At 37.3% G+C, this 16501-nt stretch carries 18 protein-coding genes; 5 read left to right on the top strand and 13 right to left on the bottom strand.

Annotation, left to right across the window (positions count from 1 at the left end; genetic code table 11):
- Positions 1 to 142 precede the first annotated feature (142 nt).
- The 12 genes from KYI10_02700 to fakB1 form a co-directional block, all read right to left on the bottom strand.
- On the bottom strand, positions 143 to 376 hold the full coding sequence (locus KYI10_02700; GenBank protein QYA33365.1) for a DUF2198 family protein: 234 nt from the start codon (positions 374 to 376) through the stop codon (positions 143 to 145).
- Positions 376 to 1020 (bottom strand): YfbR-like 5'-deoxynucleotidase, encoded by a 645-nt coding sequence (locus tag KYI10_02695; GenBank protein QYA33364.1) that lies wholly within the window; start codon positions 1018 to 1020, stop codon positions 376 to 378. The genes KYI10_02700 and KYI10_02695 overlap by 1 nt, the downstream gene beginning before the upstream one ends.
- Before the next feature lie 10 nt (positions 1021 to 1030).
- Positions 1031 to 1570, bottom strand: coding sequence for a TlpA disulfide reductase family protein (locus KYI10_02690; protein ID QYA33363.1), 540 nt, complete (start codon positions 1568 to 1570; stop codon positions 1031 to 1033).
- Between the two features lie 82 nt (positions 1571 to 1652).
- Positions 1653 to 2093, bottom strand: coding sequence for a CHAP domain-containing protein (locus KYI10_02685; protein QYA33362.1), 441 nt, complete (start codon positions 2091 to 2093; stop codon positions 1653 to 1655).
- A gap of 193 nt (positions 2094 to 2286) precedes the next feature.
- The gene (locus KYI10_02680; protein ID QYA33361.1) at positions 2287 to 3306 is read right to left on the bottom strand and encodes a LysM peptidoglycan-binding domain-containing protein; all 1020 of its coding nucleotides are present in this window, start codon (positions 3304 to 3306) and stop codon (positions 2287 to 2289) included.
- Positions 3307 to 3508: 202 nt separating this feature from the next.
- Positions 3509 to 3820, bottom strand: coding sequence for a cytochrome c551 (gene cccB / locus KYI10_02675; GenBank protein QYA33360.1), 312 nt, complete (start codon positions 3818 to 3820; stop codon positions 3509 to 3511).
- A gap of 75 nt (positions 3821 to 3895) precedes the next feature.
- Positions 3896 to 4997 (bottom strand): peptide chain release factor 2 gene (gene prfB, locus KYI10_02670; protein ID QYA33882.2). Its coding sequence is split into 2 segments (ribosomal slippage): positions 3896 to 4924 and positions 4926 to 4997, totalling 1101 coding nucleotides; the frame shifts between segments, so codons are not numbered across the junction.
- 6 nt (positions 4998 to 5003) lie between these two features.
- Positions 5004 to 7532 (bottom strand): preprotein translocase subunit SecA, encoded by a 2529-nt coding sequence (gene secA, locus KYI10_02665; GenBank protein ID QYA33359.1) that lies wholly within the window; start codon positions 7530 to 7532, stop codon positions 5004 to 5006.
- Between the two features lie 292 nt (positions 7533 to 7824).
- Positions 7825 to 8385, bottom strand: coding sequence for a ribosome-associated translation inhibitor RaiA (gene raiA / locus KYI10_02660; protein QYA33358.1), 561 nt, complete (start codon positions 8383 to 8385; stop codon positions 7825 to 7827).
- A gap of 64 nt (positions 8386 to 8449) precedes the next feature.
- Positions 8450 to 9130, bottom strand: a complete 681-nt coding sequence (locus KYI10_02655) for a ComF family protein (protein QYA33357.1) — start codon at positions 9128 to 9130, stop codon at positions 8450 to 8452.
- On the bottom strand, positions 9105 to 10322 hold the full coding sequence (locus tag KYI10_02650) for a DEAD/DEAH box helicase (protein QYA33356.1): 1218 nt from the start codon (positions 10320 to 10322) through the stop codon (positions 9105 to 9107). The genes KYI10_02655 and KYI10_02650 overlap by 26 nt, the downstream gene beginning before the upstream one ends.
- Positions 10323 to 10387: 65 nt before the next feature.
- Entirely contained in the window at positions 10388 to 11239 is an 852-nt protein-coding gene (gene fakB1, locus KYI10_02645) for a fatty acid kinase binding subunit FakB1 (protein QYA33355.1), read from the bottom strand.
- Positions 11240 to 11372: 133 nt separating this feature from the next.
- Between fakB1 and KYI10_02640 the strand changes: the two genes are divergently transcribed.
- Positions 11373 to 12011: a YigZ family protein gene (locus KYI10_02640; GenBank protein ID QYA33354.1), complete on the top strand. Its 639-nt coding sequence runs from the start codon at positions 11373 to 11375 to the stop codon at positions 12009 to 12011.
- A gap of 13 nt (positions 12012 to 12024) precedes the next feature.
- On the opposite strand, the gene KYI10_02635 is transcribed toward KYI10_02640, so the two are convergent.
- Positions 12025 to 13071 carry an MraY family glycosyltransferase gene (locus KYI10_02635; GenBank protein ID QYA33353.1) on the bottom strand — a complete coding sequence of 349 codons (1047 nt, stop codon included), beginning with the start codon at positions 13069 to 13071 and terminating at the stop codon, positions 12025 to 12027.
- 190 nt (positions 13072 to 13261) lie between these two features.
- Here KYI10_02635 and KYI10_02630 point away from each other — a divergent pair, with 190 nt between their 5' ends.
- Genes KYI10_02630 through KYI10_02615 form a run of 4 tightly spaced genes read left to right on the top strand, consistent with a single transcriptional unit; the run spans position 13262 to position 16443 of the window.
- On the top strand, positions 13262 to 14119 hold the full coding sequence (locus tag KYI10_02630) for a YitT family protein (protein ID QYA33352.1): 858 nt from the start codon (positions 13262 to 13264) through the stop codon (positions 14117 to 14119).
- Positions 14120 to 14133: 14 nt separating this feature from the next.
- The gene (locus tag KYI10_02625) at positions 14134 to 15198 is read left to right on the top strand and encodes a GGDEF domain-containing protein (protein QYA33351.1); all 1065 of its coding nucleotides are present in this window, start codon (positions 14134 to 14136) and stop codon (positions 15196 to 15198) included.
- Between the two features lie 13 nt (positions 15199 to 15211).
- Entirely contained in the window at positions 15212 to 15982 is a 771-nt protein-coding gene (locus tag KYI10_02620; GenBank protein ID QYA33350.1) for a threonine/serine exporter family protein, read from the top strand.
- Complete coding sequence (locus tag KYI10_02615) at positions 15979 to 16443, top strand: threonine/serine exporter family protein (protein QYA33349.1); 465 nt, start codon at positions 15979 to 15981, stop codon at positions 16441 to 16443. Before KYI10_02620 ends, KYI10_02615 begins: the two co-directional genes overlap by 4 nt.
- Positions 16444 to 16501: the final 58 nt, after the last annotated feature.

The following is a 16501-nucleotide window of genomic DNA, read 5'->3' as shown; positions in this document are numbered from 1 at the left end:
CTTAAGGTACAAACATTTGTTCGTAAATCTTCATTCGTTTAATGTGCATCATATGACAAAACCCGATAAACGTATAGACACTATTAAATGTCTTGCATTTACCGGATTCTATTTTGAAAAGTCGTCTTTAGTATTCAACTTCCTATGTTTGATTATCTTTATCCAGGTTGTACATCTCTACGAACAAATAGCCGACTATCAGGCTCAGCGTATCTAAAAACACAATCATCTGTGAATGAAAGAATCCTTTGTAAACAGATACGCCGATAACAATAACCGACAACAGTAATCCTGTATATTTATTACGTACAATCATACTGAAACAAATCACCAGAAATGCAGGTAATGTACATGCTAATATATACCATATCGTCATTATATATTGTCCTTTTGCTGCAAGATTGCCATCGTTATTTCACGCAGTTCAGATCTTGGAATAAATTTCTCCTGAAGCATATCCGGAAGAATATTATCCAGAAAATCCTGCACACAATAAAGGTGCTTGAATTTTATAATCGTTCTTAAACTTTTGTCATAAATTTCAAAGTATAATGGTTCTGGGTTCCGCTTTTGAATCTCTCCAAAAGATTCATATAACAAATCAATCTTATCTGCTACAGACAGAATCTGACCTTCAAGCGTATCGTCTTTACCTTCTTTTAAGCGTTCTCGATATATTTCTCTATAAGCTTCCGGAAACTCACTATCAATAAACTTACCGATCATTTCTTCTTCAACTTCACTGAATAAGCGTTTCAATTCTTTCGACGCATATTTAACAGGCGTCTTTATATCTCCGGTGAAGATTTCAGGGTAATCATGGTTTAATGCTTTCTCATATACATTTTTCCAGTTAATCTCTGCGCCATGATACTCCTCGACAGTTGCTAAGTATTGTGCAATCTTAGTGACCTTAAATGAATGTGCGGCAACATTATGTTCCTGGTATTTAAATTTTCCGGGACATCGTATTAACTTTTCTAGATCCGACAAACTTTTGAAATATTGATGGACACCCATTGAATCCCTCCTATTGAATCTGCATGATAATTTCTTCTATTTTCTGTTGATTAAGTTCGCCTACATATGTCTTCAACACTTTACCTTGTTTATCGACGAATACCGTCGTAGGAATATTGTAGATTTTATATCGTTTCATCGACGCTTCATCTAACGTGTACATCGGATATGTCGGTTTATAGTTATCGATAAACGCGTCTCTTTTTTCTATTTTATCCTGCACGTTGAATCCAATAAGACCGACATGATTAGGTTTCTCTTTTCCATACGTCACAAGCTCAGGCATCTCTTTCTTACACGGCTCGCACCACGATGCCCAAACATTGATTATCGTAATATCATGTTTTAAAAGTGATGCAATTTCTTTTTTCTGACCATTCATATCTGTAACAGCTATATCACCAATCTGCTTATTATTAAGCGGGTGATTATGTGTCACAATATTACCGGGCTCCTCATTGCCTTTATTAAATTGTATTACAGTATAAATTGAATAAGTTGCTAGTGCAACAAATATAGCAGCTAACAGAATTGTTATCAATCTTCTCATAGGACACCTCATGACATATTATAACAAAAAAACCTTACAACACGAACGGTGTGTAAGATTTAATCATTTTAATATTATTTTATTAGTAAATATATTCAAACTGAGAGCGCTGTGCTTTTGAAATTGTTCTATAAGTCTTCACGCCGCTACGTGGATAGTTCATTTCAGAGACGAGTATACTTCCATTGCGATTGATACGTTCTACAACTGCTGCATGACCATGATAACCTTTTTGAGAAATCATGACTGCACCATATACAGGTGTACGTCTCACTTTATATCCCATTCTTCGTGCATTCGATGGCCAGTATTTTGCACTGTTCCAATTGTTACTTACAGGACGTTTAAGTTGTGCACGTCTATTAAACGCATAATATACACAGCTTCCTTTATAATAATAATTGTATCCAGCTTTCTTTACAGGATTATTGTAAGCATGTGCCTGTTGACTATTTGGATAAATTGCTTCAGTTGTAGTCCCCAGCATGATTATTGCAATTATTGAAAGTATAACTTTTTTCATGTAATATCCTCCGGTTGTTTTATTAGCTAAATAGATATTACCATATAGAAAAATCGAAAAATTCAATGTAACTTACATGTAATATATGGTTAATACAACTAACATATAATAATTTGATTATTACATAATGATTGCAGCTCCAAGTTAATTGTTAAAATTAAAAAAATCATGGGACAAGTTGTCCCATGACTTATTAGAATCTGTAATATCCTGCTACTGAACCATTTACGTAACTTACTGGACGTTGCCCAATACCTTCAGATGGATTTAAAGCATCGATCATTTGACCGTTACCAATGTATACCCCAACGTGGCTTCCACCATTGAAATATACTAAATCTCCTGCTTGAGGTGTTGAAACACGTGTTCCTGCAGCCATTTGTGCATATGTTGTACGTGGAATTGATTTCCCTTGAGCAGCGAGTACTTGTTGAGCAAATGCTGAACAATCTACTGCACTAGCAGAATTCGCACCGTAAACATAAGATTTTCCTGCCGCTATACCATTTGCGACTTGCGCTACATTACCATTTACAGGTGCTTTATAGCTCTTTGCTGGTGCTTGGTATGACTGTTGCGCTGGTGCTGCCGTTTGCTGTGCTGGTGCTTGGTATGACTGTTGTGCTGGTGCTGCCGTTTGCTGTGCTGGTGCTTGGTATGACTGTTGTGCTGGTGCTGCCGTTTGCTGTGCTGGCGCTTGGTATGACTGTTGTGCTGGCGCTGCCGTTTGTTGCGCTGGTGCTTGGTATGATTGTTGTACTGGTGCTTCGTATGTTTGTTGCGCTGGTGCTTCAGCTTGTTGTGCTACTGGTGCGTTCGCTTGTGTAACAGGTTGAACTGTTTCTGATTGAACTTTAGCAATAGGTGCTGTCAAGTTTAACTTTGTACCTACTTCAATCGTATCTGAAGTTAAGTTGTTCCATGACATAATATCATTCACTGTTAAATCAAATTGAGATGCGATTGTGTGTAATGTATCGCCTTTTTTAACTGTATAAGTATCAGTATTCTCTACCTTTAATGTTTGTCCCACTAAGATAAGATCGCTATTTAAATTATTTAATGTTTTAAGTGCATCTACGCTTGTACCATTCTCTTGTGCAATCGCCCATAATGTGTCACCTGCTTGAACATGATGTTCACTTGCGTATGCTTGTGAAGCTACTCCTGTAACTGCCGTGATTCCCGCAATCGTAACTAATGCTTTTTTCATTATATGTGTTGCCTCCTGAGTTTTAGTGTTCTTAGTAAATTTCTACAAGACATAATATACCATATCCTTACACAATATCTACCAATGTAATATTTTTGTAATGTAATCGTTATGCTTCTATCATAGAACGTAATTTTCAGAAATATCATTTCATAACGAAAAAAGTAGATGAAATATTAATCATTTCACCTACTTTATATTATTATTTCTGTTTTGCTAAATATGCTGCAACTTTTTTTGCATCTTCGCCATCGACTACTTTTGCTGGCATATTCCCTTTACCTTTAATGATGATATCATGAATTTGCTGCTCAGAGTATTTGCTGCCTACCTCTTGTAGATTCGGCCCGCTTGCACCTTCAAGGTTACGTCCATGACACCCTACACAGGAATTATTTGCATAAATTTCTTGTCCCGGATCAGATGAAGTAGTCTTCTTCTCCGCTTCATCTGATCCGCATGCTGCAAGACCTAATAACGATAAAGTAATGATACCTGCATATAATTTTTTCATTGGTCAGCCCCCTAATTTATGATTACTTTAATTATAGCTTATAATTCATAAAAAAGGAAAATTTATAAAATAATCTTACAACTGACTCTTTAAGTATGCATCGATAAATAAATCTATATCGCCATCCATTACCGCATTTGTATTTCCGGTTTCAGCGTTTGTTCTATGGTCTTTTACCATAGCATACGGGTGGAATACGTATGAACGGATCTGGCTTCCCCAGCCAATCTCTTTTTGTTCACCACGGATGGCTGCAAGCTCTGCTTCTTGTTCTTCTATTTTCTTTTGATAAAGTTTCGCTTTAAGCATCTTCATTGCTTGCTCTCTATTCTTTATTTGAGAACGTTCATTCTGACAGGTTACTACAATACCTGTCGGCTGATGCGTAATACGCACGGCTGAATCCGTTGTATTAACGTGCTGCCCTCCAGCGCCACTTGCACGATACGTATCGATCTTAATGTCTTCTGTATTAATTTCAATCTCAATATTGTCATTGTCAAACTCTGGTGTAACATCACATGAAACGAATGAAGTATGACGGCGTCCGGATGAGTCAAAGGGAGAAATCCTTACGAGACGATGAACACCTTTTTCAGCCTTTAAATAGCCGTAAGCATTATGTCCTTTAATCAGTAAGGTCACACTTTTAATCCCCGCTTCATCCCCCGGTAAGTAATCTACAGTTTCAACTTTGAAACCCTTTTTATCCGCAAATCGTTGATACATCCTTAACAGCATTTCTCCCCAGTCCTGTGATTCTGTACCACCAGCACCTGGATGCAATTCTAATATTGCATTATTCGCATCAAATTCTCCACTCAATAACATCTTAAGTTCAAAGTCATTCGCAATTTGCTGGAGTGTATTGAGCTGCTCGATGAGTTCCTGATGTGTATCCTCATCTGTTTCTTCTTTATACATCTCAAACAGCACTTCACTGTTTTCCAGTCCTTCTTCGAGTGTACTAAACTCCTGAACAACTGATTTAAGTGCATTATTCTTATTGATGATATCTTGAGCCTTATCTCCATCATTCCAGAAATCCGGGTCAGACATCATTTCTTCGTATTCCTTAATATTCGTCTCTTTTTCTTCTAAGTCAAAGAGACCCCCTGAAACTATCAATCTTTTCAGTCAAAGTTTCAAGTGTATTTTTTATTTCAAATTGTTCCAAATCAATTTACCCTCTTCCGTGACAATTTTTATATTTCTTTCCACTACCACAAGGACAAGGTTCATTACGACCGATATCTGGTTCTGATTTAACTTTTGGCTGTTGCTTCACTTTTTCTTTGCCATCATTTGCAACCATCGCTTCACCTTTACCGACTTGTTCTCGTTCTACTTGTTCTCCTCTATCAACGATTGATTTCAGAATGTATTTCGAAACATCATCTTCAATAGATTCAAGCATTGTATCAAACAAAGTTAATCCTTCGTTCTGATATTCACGAAGTGGGTTAATCTGACCATAACTACGCAGGTGAATTCCTGTACGTAACTGATCCATCGTATCGATATGATCTGTCCATTTCATATCAATCGTACGTAACATGATCATGCGTTCAAACTCATGGAACTGCTCCTGCAATTCTACTTTTTGATGTTCATATTGCGCCATAACTTTACTCATTACAATGTCATAGATTTCTTCGTTATCTCGTCGACTAATCTCGTCAACTGATAGTGCGCCTTCTGTCAGATACATATCTTCTGCATAATTTTTAAAAGCTTCATAATCATGTGTACTCTCATCACCGGTAAAGTGGTAGTCCACTGCACGACGCACAGATTGTTCAATCATTGCTTTCACTTGATCTGAACAATCATCTTTCTCAAGGATTTCATTACGTTCCGCATAGATGATCTCACGTTGCTTACGCAATACATCATCATATTCTAACGTACGTTTACGGCTATCATAGTTATTTCCTTCAACACGTTTTTGAGCAGATTCTACAGCGCGCGACACCATCTTAGATTCAATCGGCTGATCATCATTCATGCCGAGCTTTGTCATCATCGTAGACATACGTTCCGAACCAAAACGAACCATCAGTTCATCTTGTAACGACAAATAGAATCTAGAATAACCCGGGTCTCCTTGACGTCCTGCACGACCACGTAACTGATCGTCAATACGGCGAGACTCATGGCGTTCGGTACCGATAACTGCTAAGCCACCGCGTTCTTTAACGCCCTCTCCGAGCTTGATATCCGTACCACGACCTGCCATATTCGTTGCGATGGTCACAGCACCTTTTTGACCTGCATTTTGTACAATTTCAGCTTCTCGTTCATGGTTTTTCGCATTCAATACGTTATGGCGTATCCCTTTTTTCTTTAGCAACTCTGAAATATATTCACTTGTTTCAACTGCCACAGTACCTAATAAGACAGGTTGTCCTTCTTTATGACGACGAATCACTTCATCCACAACAGCATGGAACTTCCCTTTTTCTGAAGCGTAGATCAAATCAGCACCATCAATACGTTGTACGGGTTTGTTAGTAGGGATCTGAGTAACGGCCATATTATAGATATTTAATAATTCTTCTTCTTCGGTTTTTGCAGTCCCGGTCATCCCCGATAGTTTATTATACATACGGAAGAAGTTCTGGAATGTAACAGAAGCCATCGTCTTAGATTCATTTTGAATTTCAACTGCTTCTTTCGCTTCAATCGCCTGGTGTAACCCTTCAGAGAATCGACGACCCGGCATTGTACGGCCTGTAAACTGATCAACGATGACAATCTCGCCATCCTCTACAACATAGTCGATATCCTTTAACATAGCGCGTTGTGCCTTTAAAGCAATGTTAATATGATGCATTAAGTTAACATTCTTTACATCATATAAATTATCAACCTTAAACATACGTTCTGCTTTATCGATACCATTTTCAGTTAACTGAATACCTTTTGTCTTCTCATCATAGTTGTAATCAACTTCATCTTTAAGCATCTTAACAAAGACATTGGCCTGAATGTACATGCTCGTCGATTTCTCCGCTTGACCCGAAATAATTAAAGGCGTACGCGCTTCGTCAATTAAGATTGAGTCAACCTCATCAATAATCGCGAAGTTCAGTGGACGCATAACACGTTCTTCCTTATATGTCACCATGTTATCACGCAAATAATCAAACCCAAGTTCATTATTCGTACTATATGTAATATCACAAGCATAGGCTGCACGTTTTTCTTCCGTAGTTAAACTATTTAAATTAACACCTACCGTTAGTCCTAAAAAATTATATAGGTGAGACATTTCTTCTGCTTGTACACTTGCTAGATACTCATTGACTGTAACAACATGTACACCACGACCTGTAAGCGCATTTAAATAAACCGGCATCGTCGCCGTTAACGTCTTACCTTCACCGGTTCTCATCTCTGCAATGTCACCGCGATGAATTGCCACTCCCCCCATAATTTGTACCGGGAAAGGGAACATTCCTAAAACACGACGTGATGCTTCACGCACTACTGCGTATGCTTCAGGTAAAATCTTATTTAAATAAGCTTCTTGTTGTTTATATTCTTCTATATTTTGTAATTCTACTTGATATTCTTTCGTTTTATTCTGCAATGCTTCATCTGATAAAGATTTCATCTCTTCTTCGAAAGCCTGCACTTGATCAGCAACTTTTCTCAAGGATTTTACTTCCTTCTTGTTGCCGTCAAACATCTTCTTAATAAATCCCATCGTGTTCTCTCCTTTAGTTACAAAGTACATTTGTATACAACATATAACTATAGCATGTATTTAATTGTAATTGAAATATAAAGGTTATGACAAAAGCGTTATGAGCTATAGCAAAATACAGGATATGCAAAGAAAATGGTTTGTGTTTTCTGCATGGCCTGGATTCTGTCGTAAGCTCAGCTTTTGGAATACCGTCAACAAGGTTATGACAAAAGCGTTATGAGCTATAGCAAAATACAGGACATGCAAAGAAAGAAGCCGGAACTGAAGTTCCGACTTCTTTCTTCACTCACTATCGCTCAACTGATGTCTCAATTAATCCATACTTACCATCTTTACGTTTGTAAACAATATTTGTTTCGTTTGTTTCACCATCATTGAAGATAAAGAAATCATGACCTAACATATTCATCTGCAACACGGCTTCTTCTGCATCCATCGGTTTAAGATCAAATTGCTTAGAACGAATGATTTCGATTTCATCCCCTTTTTCCTCTTCAGGTTCAGTACCAGGCAATACAGGGAAAATATCATTTTCCACACCTTTTTCACGGAATTTACGATTTACTTTCGTTTTATGTTTACGCATTTGACGTTCTAATTTCTCAACGATTAAGTCGACTGCAGCATACAAATCATTATGACGTTCTTCTGCACGCAATGTCACATTTTTAAGAGGAATCGTAACTTCTACTTTAGATTTACCGTCTTGATAAGTTTTAATCTTCACATGTGCATTCGCTTCCGGCACGTTCGTGAAGTATCTTTCAAGTTTGCTAAGCTTCTCCTCGATATAATTTCTGATTGCATCCGTTACAGTGATGTTGTCACCATGAATTTCAAATCTAAACATAAAGCATCGCTCCTTTTGAAACTATTCTTATGATGTTTCTTCCTAACTCTATTTTACCAAATATTCAGGCTCTTGCAAACGCTAACACCTCTACTCGACAATCTTTATTGGATAATAATACACTTGCTGCCTGATGCACAGTTAAACCTGTCGTATAAATATCATCTATTAGTAATATACGTGCTCCTGGTTTTAGCGGTTGTTTCATATAGAAAGGGTTGGTTTGCTGCAGGCGTTCTTTCTTCGTCATTCTGGACTGCTTATCGCGATAATGCGTTCCTAACACATCATGATGGAGTATTTGTGCTGCGTCTAATATTGCAGCAACTTGATTGAATCCTCTATCGTGCAGTCGCGTTTTTGATATCGGCATCGCGATGATATGGTCATACTTTTTAAAGAAGTGCGCTGAGTAATGGAGTAATAATATTTCCGCAAATGCCTTGCTAAGGATATAGTCACCCAGTCCTTTATACTGTAAGATCATAGATTTTACAAAGGGCGTGTAATCAGCAATAGTATAAATTTTTTCTATTTTTACATTTAATTTTGCAAGAAATAGGCAGTCTCTGCATTCCATTTCATCCTCAGCAAGTTTTTTATGACAGTGTTCACAACGTCTCGTATCCATCTTCGTAAATGATGCGGTACACTGTTCACATAAAAACTTCGGCTTATGGAATAATGTATTAATTGTAAGGGTGAGTGGTATCAGCTCTTCACACTGCAGACATCGATTGACCATGCTTTTTATTCATCCTTTTAATTGTTTGTATCGCTCTCGTCATATGGCCGCTTAGGCCTTCGTGAAAGAAGACGACTTCTCCATTCATACTTGCCCCTTTTCTATCGACCCTGCCTGCAATCTGTACGAGGCTGTCCCACGTGAACCGTTCACTATTGATGACCCAGACCGATAAGTTCTCTTGCGTAAATCCACGCTCCAATATGGTCGTTGTAAATATGAAGCGATATTCTCCACATCGAATGGCTTCTACCTTATCATGGCGTTCATCATCATTTGAGTAAACAATCGTCCCATCCGCTTGTAGAGATTCAGGAAGTGCAGCATAATATTTTTCCATTTGCTTAATATCATTAAAGAAGATGAGCGTCGTATTAACAATATCTTTAAGTTTCTGTTCTAACGATCTGCTATTAATTTTGTAATAGTGAAGTTTCGGTAGCGGCAAGGGACGATTATGATATCGTGACGGTAAATAAATATGAGGGAGCTTCATTAAATGTGCTGGTGGTGTGGCTGACAGATAGATGATTGTTCCTTTTTCATGCATAGCTCGTTTAAGTACTTCTGACAGGCGTGGATCGTAGCTCATCGGGAAGGCATCAATTTCATCCACGATAATTAATTCAAAATGCTCATTGAACTGAATAAGCTGCTGCACAGTTGTAACGACGAGGCGACCTGCTGTTAGCCCCTGATGACCTCCGTACAGCACATCAATCTGTATTCTTGGCATATATTCCTGCATGCGTAGTGCTAATTCTTTTACAACGTCAGTTCTCGGTGCTGCAATCGCAACGTTACATCCTTCCTTTCTAGCTTCAACAACTGCCTGCAACATCATTTCTGTCTTACCTGCACCTGTCACAGCATAGAGCAGACTATCTTGATTCTTATGAAACTGTCCTACAATATAATCACTCGCACGCTTTTGCTGGGCTGTAAGTTCGAACGGGAGATGTAGTGTTACAACTTCCGCCTTCTTCTGACATGGTTCAAGTGCTATAAAGTTTTCCGTTGTCGCATAATGAGAGAGACAGGTGCGACAATATACAATCTCCTTCTCTATTCCTTCGTGATAATAGCTATGAAACAAATATTGTTTATCGTTCAGACAATAGTTACAGTGATATTTATTTCCTTTTTTTATTACAGAAGGAATATCAGCATTATCAGTTATATATTGCAGCATATTTACCTCCATAAAAATAAGCACACTTAAATAAGTGTGCTGAAATAATAATAATATGAAAGACTTTACTGAAAAAATTCAAACTTATGGTGTACATAGCCAATACCAAGTGCTTTTTCTCCAACATGCGTACCGATAACCGGACCGAAATAACTTTTAATGACATCTGCATCCGGAAACTGAGATTTCAAATGTTGCATGATCACTTCTGCTTCTTCCTCTGCGTTGGCATGTATGACTACAAGTGTAGCTGGTGCAACTACTTCTTGTTTAATTTTATTCTGGACGAACTGCACTGCTTTTTTCTTCGTGCGAACTTTATCATAAGGAACTATGATCTTATCTTCAAAATATAATATCGGTTTTACTTGCAGCATACTTCCTATAATTGCCTGTGCACCATTAAGCCGACCACCTTTTTGAAGATTCTTCAAGTCATCAACCAGAAGATAAGCATTTGAATGTGCTCTTAACAGCTTTAATTCTTCGATAATTTGTTGTGGTGATAATATATCCTTAAGCTCAGCTGCACGAAGTGTATACATACCTGCTACCATACACGCAATTTCACTGTCAAAGGCATGCATATTGATGCCTTCTACCATCTCTCCTGCAGTAATTGCATTCTGATATGTTCCACTGATCCCGCTTGATAAATGTATCGCAATACAATCCGTATAACCATCAGATTTCAGCTGTTCTAGTAATGTAATATATTCGCCTGTTGTTGGCTGACTTGTCGTAGGAAGCTGTCTCTCAGAACGCATACGCTCGTAGAACTGCGTTGCAGCATATTCAGCTTCAACAAAGACTTGATCTTTGAATATTACATTCAGTGAAATTACGCGTATATCATAACGATCGATCATTTCCTGTGAAAGATAGCTCGTTGAATCAGTAATTATTGCCGTTTTCATTTATACCCTCCATTCCAATACATCCCATTTTATATTCTATACAGTTTATAAATAAAAATAAAGGATAAAGATATATGATAGAATTTTAAAATTTTTGTTAAAATAATGATTATAATATAAAGAGGTGACCTACTTGAAAAACTTTATCACAATTAAGCAGAATATTGAACAAGAAACAGTGATTAATAAATCACGATTTATTACATATCTATTTAAAGTCGAAAACGAAGATGAGGCAAAGGCAAAGATTGACGAGATAAAAGCATTGCATAAAGATGCTACTCACAATTGCTCAGCTTATACAGTCGGTGACAGCCACCAGATTCAAAAAGCAAATGATGATGGCGAACCTAGTGGTACTGCAGGCGTACCGATGTTAGAATCTTTGAAGAAAAATGACATCCATAACGTTGTGGCCATTGTCACACGTTACTTCGGTGGCATCAAGCTTGGCAGTGGTGGTTTAATCCGCGCTTATCAAGGTAGGGTGTCTGAAGCGATTCAGCTAGCTGGTAAAGTAATCTATAAAAACGGGCTGATGATTCAGGTAACATTACCATATGAGCTCTCGGGAAAGTTTGAACACGCCATCGACGACAAATTTATCATCATAAATCAAACATATACAGATAAAGTGATATATGACGTACAACTTGTTTCTGAAGATAAAGATGAATTCATTAACTTTGTTACAGAACTCACACAAGGCCTCCCAGTTATCCAAGTGAAATCTGAACTGATGCTCCCATTCGACATCAGAAATAACATCTAGAGTGCTCTAGATGTTATTTCTTTATAATGCTGCGCATGAAGTTGAGTAATGGCTGATGGGTATCATCTATTAATCCAGTAAATTCAACGATTAATTCAATCGTGATAATCAACAGCAGCACGATTAATATCGCACCCCACACTGAGGATAGATATAAGATGACTGAGGCAACGCTAAACAATGCTGCAATTGAATAGATGAGCATCACTGTCTGAGGATGCGTATAACCAAGCTGCAGTAATTTGTGATGCAGATGTGACTTATCTGCCTGCATAATCGGCTTGCCTTGTCTATATCTACGAATCATTGCAAACGACATATCGATAAACGGCACTGCAAGGATAATGACAGGGAAGAACAGAGAAATTAACGTGATATTCTTAAACCCAAGAAGACTAAGGACACCGATAATAAATCCTAGCATTAACGCACCGTTATCTCCAAGAAAGATACGTGCCGGATAAAAGTTATATTTCAAGAAGCCGAGTAATGCTCCGATGAGTACACTACAGAGCATCATGATAAATATATTCTGCTGAATGATGGCGATAAACCCTATCGTCGCTAAGGCAATACCGGAAACTCCTGCTGCAAGACCATCTAGACCATCAACAAGATTGATTGCATTTGTTACAGCTACAATCCATAGTATTGTCATTGGAATACTAAATATTCCAAATTCAATGACGATACCGAATGGTAAAGTAATCAAGTCTAACGTAATTCCGTGATAGACGACGATTGTTGCAACCCCGATTTGTGCAATGAGCTTGATTATAGCCGGAAGATCAATAAAATCATCAATAAGGCCCGTTATTTGTATGAGTATCGCACCGATAATAATTGGATATATTTCTTTTTCAACTGGCTGTCCAATCCATAAACCGAACAAAAATGCACATAGGATTATCACCCCACCCAGCATCGATACTGGTTTAGTATGTACTTTACGGTAATTGGGTTTATCGACAGCACCAATGAAGTATGAAAATCTGATAATTATAGGTGTAAGTACGAAAGAGAATAATGCTGTTATAATGATTAGTTTTAATGTGAGCATGTGTACACCTCTTGAATTCATTCTTCTTAATAATATCACAATTAGTGATGTTATCAATTAATTTCTATAATAAGTAATAATTGACTATGCATTTTATTTATTTCATAATAAGACGGTTAAGGTCTAATTATGAAATTATTTACGCAAAGCATCTTGCTTTGCTTATTTTTTAATGGATGGAGAGGATAATATGCAATTGAACAGAACAATAATGGATATTCTCTATACTTTAATCGGGTCGATTATTGTAGGCATAAGCTACAATCTATTTTTGTTACCTGGCAAGATTGCTGCAGGTGGGATTTCAGGTTTAAGTACAATCCTTAATCACCTATTCCATCTAGACCCGTCGATTGTGCAGTTTGTCTTCAACTTACCTATTTTTATAATTGGTTGGTTTGCATTAGGCCGTTCGTTTAGCCTGAAGACTTTAATTGCAACGTTCCTCGTGCCACTTACAATTTTTTTAACACAAGATATTGTACAATACGGCACTAAAGATGCATTATTAGCTTCACTCTATGGTGGTATCGTGCTCGGTATCGGGCTTGGACTTGTCTATAGAGGAAACGGTTCTACAGGTGGGACAGCGACCCTTGCTCAGATCGTCAGAAAGTATAGCGGTCTATCAAGTGGATATGCACAACTCGTTGTCGATGCGTTTGTCGTAATTTTCAGTGCTTTCGTATTTAATTTCGAACTTGCATTATATGCATTAATTTCTATATTTGTTACAAGTAAAGTAATAGATATCGTTCAACTTAGAACTGGTGACAACAAACTTGTTTTTATCATTACTTCAAAGGAAGCACAAGTGATAGATATTATTCACAATAAAATTGAACGTGGTGTAACCTCTGTCAATGCCTTTGGTGGCTTTGACCGCAATGGTAAAACCATATTGTTTTCTGTCATGGAACAAACAGAAGCAATTTATTTTAAAAATCTGATAACAGAAGAAGAACCAGATTCTTTCGTAATCTTTATTAACACTTCTGAAATAATAGGACGAGGGTTCAGCGCTGCAAAAATATACCGTTCAAAATAGGAAGGGGAATTTATATGATTGAAGCAATTATCTATAATATCGCTGTAACTGTCAGTGGTATTTACTTATTCCATAGAATTCAGTTTTTTGAAGATAGGGAAATTATCTTCAAGAAACCTTATATCGCACTACTCATGACCACTATCGCTATACTGTTATTGACGTATCCGATTGGCTATAAAGAAATTTCGTTCAACCTTGCCTTTGTTCCTCTACTTTTTCTCGGTAGATTTACAAACTTTTTTTATACATTTTTAAGTGCATGCATTATTGTTGTAGTAGATATATATCTATTAGGAACGTCATTTCCTTCTTCACTCTATTTGCTGATCATCGCTACTGTAGTGAGCATGATTGGACCGTTCATCAAATTACAGGACATACAAGCTATTCAAGTGCTGAATTTAATCAGTATCTTAATCATCGCAGTATATACCTGGATTAAACAGATGTTTATCATTAATGAGATGATACTTTTGATTATTTCCAGTTTCATACTATCTTTAAGTTCGAGCGTGATGTTTGTGGATATATGGCGTGTACAGAAAATGCTGAGTCGCTTCAACAAAGAACATGTCGTGGATTATTTAACCGGCTTAGGAAATGTGCGTGCATTTGACAGATATTTAAACGTCATCAGCCGCCAGTCCTCTGAGCAAAAACAGTCACTTTCACTATTACTTATCGATATCGATGACTTTAAAGAGGTCAATGATAAGTTTGGTCATGATGCTGGAGATGCAGTATTAAAACAAATGTCGCAAGTTCTAAACAACTATGTTCCTGATCAATCTAAAATCTTCAGAAATGGCGGCGAAGAATTCTCAGTTATCTTTAATGACAAGTCATTAAATGATACAGTAAAGATTGCAGAAAGCATAAAAAACGGCGTAATAAACTCTACGTTCCACCTGCAAAATAGAGAAACGATTCATCTTACAGTAACAATTGGAGTCGGATATATTCCAAGATCTGAAATTAAGACACATCGTAAAATCTTTAAAGAAGCAGATGAAATGTTGCATGCTGCGAAAAAACAAGGAGCAAATACGATTATGTTCAACCCTATCATTAAGTAAAAAGGAGAAAAAGATGCTTTCAAATCAACTTTACGATGAACAAAAAGTAAAAGATGTTGCAATGCTTGCAGGTAGAATCCTTCTCGAGTCAGGAGCAGAAACCTATCGGGTGGAAGATACGATGACGCGAATCGCAGAATTTTACGGACTTCATAACACGCATAGTTTTGTAACACCTACTGCGATCATCTTCTCTCTTAACGAAAAGAGTTCGACACGCTTATATCGTGTATCAGACCGTACTACCGACCTCGAAAAGATTTCAGAAGTCAATGAAATCTCACGAGCGATTACATCAGGAAAAGTTTCTTTAGAATCCGCAAAGATGGCACTGTCTATATTAGATAAAGAAAACCTTCAATACAAATTCTGGCTTAAAGTTTTGTCTTCAGGTATTGTATCCTTACTGTTTCTATTTATGTTTGACGGTAGCCCGTCAGATGCAATACCTGCATTTATTAGCGGACTCGCTGGATATTATATTTGTGAGCGTATAGGAGCATATTTTAAGATTCGTTTTTTCGCTGAGTTTGCAGGTTCAGTCGTGATTGCTTTAATTGCCATCGCATGTGTGCAGTACTTTTTCAGTGAATCGCTCGATAAAATCATCATATCGGGTGTTATGCCCCTTGTACCAGGGGTCCCAATCACAAATGCAATTCGTGATATGATGGCAGGTCAGCTCATTGCCGGTATTACTAAAGGTGTAGAAGCGGCGCTTACCGCTTTCGCAATTGGTGCAGGTGTCGGCGTGATCTTCATCATCTTTGGAGGTACAATATGATTATTTTTCAAACTTTCATCAGTTTTTTCGCGACTTTATTCTTTTCGATTATCTTTAATGCGCCAAGAAAATTACTTATTGCTTGCGGATTTGTTGGTGCCATTGGCTGGATTGTCTATTACATTGCGAATTCAAATGGATTATCTGATGCTGTGAGTATATTCCTTGGAAGCTTCGCTCTTAGTCTATGTGCACATATTCTTGCACGAATTTATAAACGTCCTGTTATCATCTTTAATGTATCAGGTATCATACCACTCGTTCCCGGTGGTGTCGCTTACGATGCAACAAAGAACCTGATTATCTCTGATTTTAGTGAAGCAATTATTAAAGGTAGTCAGGCGACATTATCTTCTGGCGCAATTGCATTTGGTCTATTGATTGCGGAAATGCTATTTTTAACGTCTATGAAAATGTATAAACATTTTAAACATAAGAATAAAAAAACTAGGAACGTTTGATGTTAAATAAACGTTCCTAGTTTTTTAAAATTTTTCTTTCGGATTTCGTAGTTTATTC

The organism is Macrococcus sp. 19Msa1099 (assembly GCA_019357535.2).
Classification (GTDB): domain Bacteria; phylum Bacillota; class Bacilli; order Staphylococcales; family Staphylococcaceae; genus Macrococcoides; species Macrococcoides psychrotolerans.
The sequence above is the reverse complement of the archived record's forward strand: the minus strand, read 5'-3'. Positions and strand labels throughout refer to the sequence as shown.

What these genes read in the sequence shown, in the direction of transcription:
- KYI10_02650 (QYA33356.1), bottom strand. Translation starts at nt 10,322, where the DNA reads ATGCTGCAATATATAACTGATAATGCTGATATTCCTTCTGTAATAAAA.
- KYI10_02615 (QYA33349.1), top strand. Translation starts at nt 15,979, where the DNA reads ATGATTATTTTTCAAACTTTCATCAGTTTTTTCGCGACTTTATTCTTT.
- KYI10_02655 (QYA33357.1), bottom strand. Translation starts at nt 9,130, where the DNA reads ATGGTCAATCGATGTCTGCAGTGTGAAGAGCTGATACCACTCACCCTT.
- KYI10_02700 (QYA33365.1), bottom strand. Translation starts at nt 376, where the DNA reads ATGACGATATGGTATATATTAGCATGTACATTACCTGCATTTCTGGTG.
- KYI10_02690 (QYA33363.1), bottom strand. Translation starts at nt 1,570, where the DNA reads ATGAGAAGATTGATAACAATTCTGTTAGCTGCTATATTTGTTGCACTA.
- KYI10_02680 (QYA33361.1), bottom strand. Translation starts at nt 3,306, where the DNA reads ATGAAAAAAGCATTAGTTACGATTGCGGGAATCACGGCAGTTACAGGA.
- raiA (QYA33358.1), bottom strand. Translation starts at nt 8,385, where the DNA reads ATGTTTAGATTTGAAATTCATGGTGACAACATCACTGTAACGGATGCA.
- KYI10_02625 (QYA33351.1), top strand. Translation starts at nt 14,134, where the DNA reads ATGATTGAAGCAATTATCTATAATATCGCTGTAACTGTCAGTGGTATT.
- KYI10_02635 (QYA33353.1), bottom strand. Translation starts at nt 13,071, where the DNA reads ATGCTCACATTAAAACTAATCATTATAACAGCATTATTCTCTTTCGTA.
- KYI10_02695 (QYA33364.1), bottom strand. Translation starts at nt 1,020, where the DNA reads ATGGGTGTCCATCAATATTTCAAAAGTTTGTCGGATCTAGAAAAGTTA.
- secA (QYA33359.1), bottom strand. Translation starts at nt 7,532, where the DNA reads ATGGGATTTATTAAGAAGATGTTTGACGGCAACAAGAAGGAAGTAAAA.
- fakB1 (QYA33355.1), bottom strand. Translation starts at nt 11,239, where the DNA reads ATGAAAACGGCAATAATTACTGATTCAACGAGCTATCTTTCACAGGAA.
- cccB (QYA33360.1), bottom strand. Translation starts at nt 3,820, where the DNA reads ATGAAAAAATTATATGCAGGTATCATTACTTTATCGTTATTAGGTCTT.
- KYI10_02620 (QYA33350.1), top strand. Translation starts at nt 15,212, where the DNA reads ATGCTTTCAAATCAACTTTACGATGAACAAAAAGTAAAAGATGTTGCA.
- KYI10_02685 (QYA33362.1), bottom strand. Translation starts at nt 2,093, where the DNA reads ATGAAAAAAGTTATACTTTCAATAATTGCAATAATCATGCTGGGGACT.
- KYI10_02630 (QYA33352.1), top strand. Translation starts at nt 13,262, where the DNA reads ATGCAATTGAACAGAACAATAATGGATATTCTCTATACTTTAATCGGG.